A 475-nucleotide genomic window follows, 5' to 3' on the forward strand; every position below is an offset into this window, starting at 1 on the left:
ACGGTCACCGACCCCGATGGAGGCGTTACCACCTACCAATACGACCTCGCCGGTCGCCTCACCCTCACCGAATTTGCCAATGGTATCGAGGAACGACGGGGCTACGACAATCTCAACCGTCTCACCCGTCTCACCACCGTCCAAATCGATGCCGAAACCGGCGCAGAAACCATCATTGCTGGCTTCGAATACACCCTCAACAATGTGGGCCATCGCCTGCAAATCACCGAACACGATGGCCGCATCACCCAATACGAATATGACGATGTCTATCGCCTCACCCAAGAGCGCATCCTCGACCCAGACGACCCCACCAACGGTGGTCGCACCATCGACTACACGTACGACGCCCTCGGCAACCGTCTCACCCGAGTCGATTCGCTCGAAGGGCTGACCACCTACACCTACAACGATGACTATCAACTGCTCCAGGAAGTCCGCAGTCTAAATGGCGATGTCACCAACACCATCACCT

General features: G+C 57.1%; 1 pseudogene. It reads left to right on the plus strand.

Annotation, left to right across the window (positions count from 1 at the left end):
• Positions 1-475, plus strand: a pseudogene (locus tag SYN7336_RS32405) (hypothetical protein); the annotation flags it as partial.

Source organism: Synechococcus sp. PCC 7336, assembly GCF_000332275.1.
Taxonomy (GTDB): Bacteria; Cyanobacteriota; Cyanobacteriia; order Thermostichales; family PCC-7336; genus PCC-7336.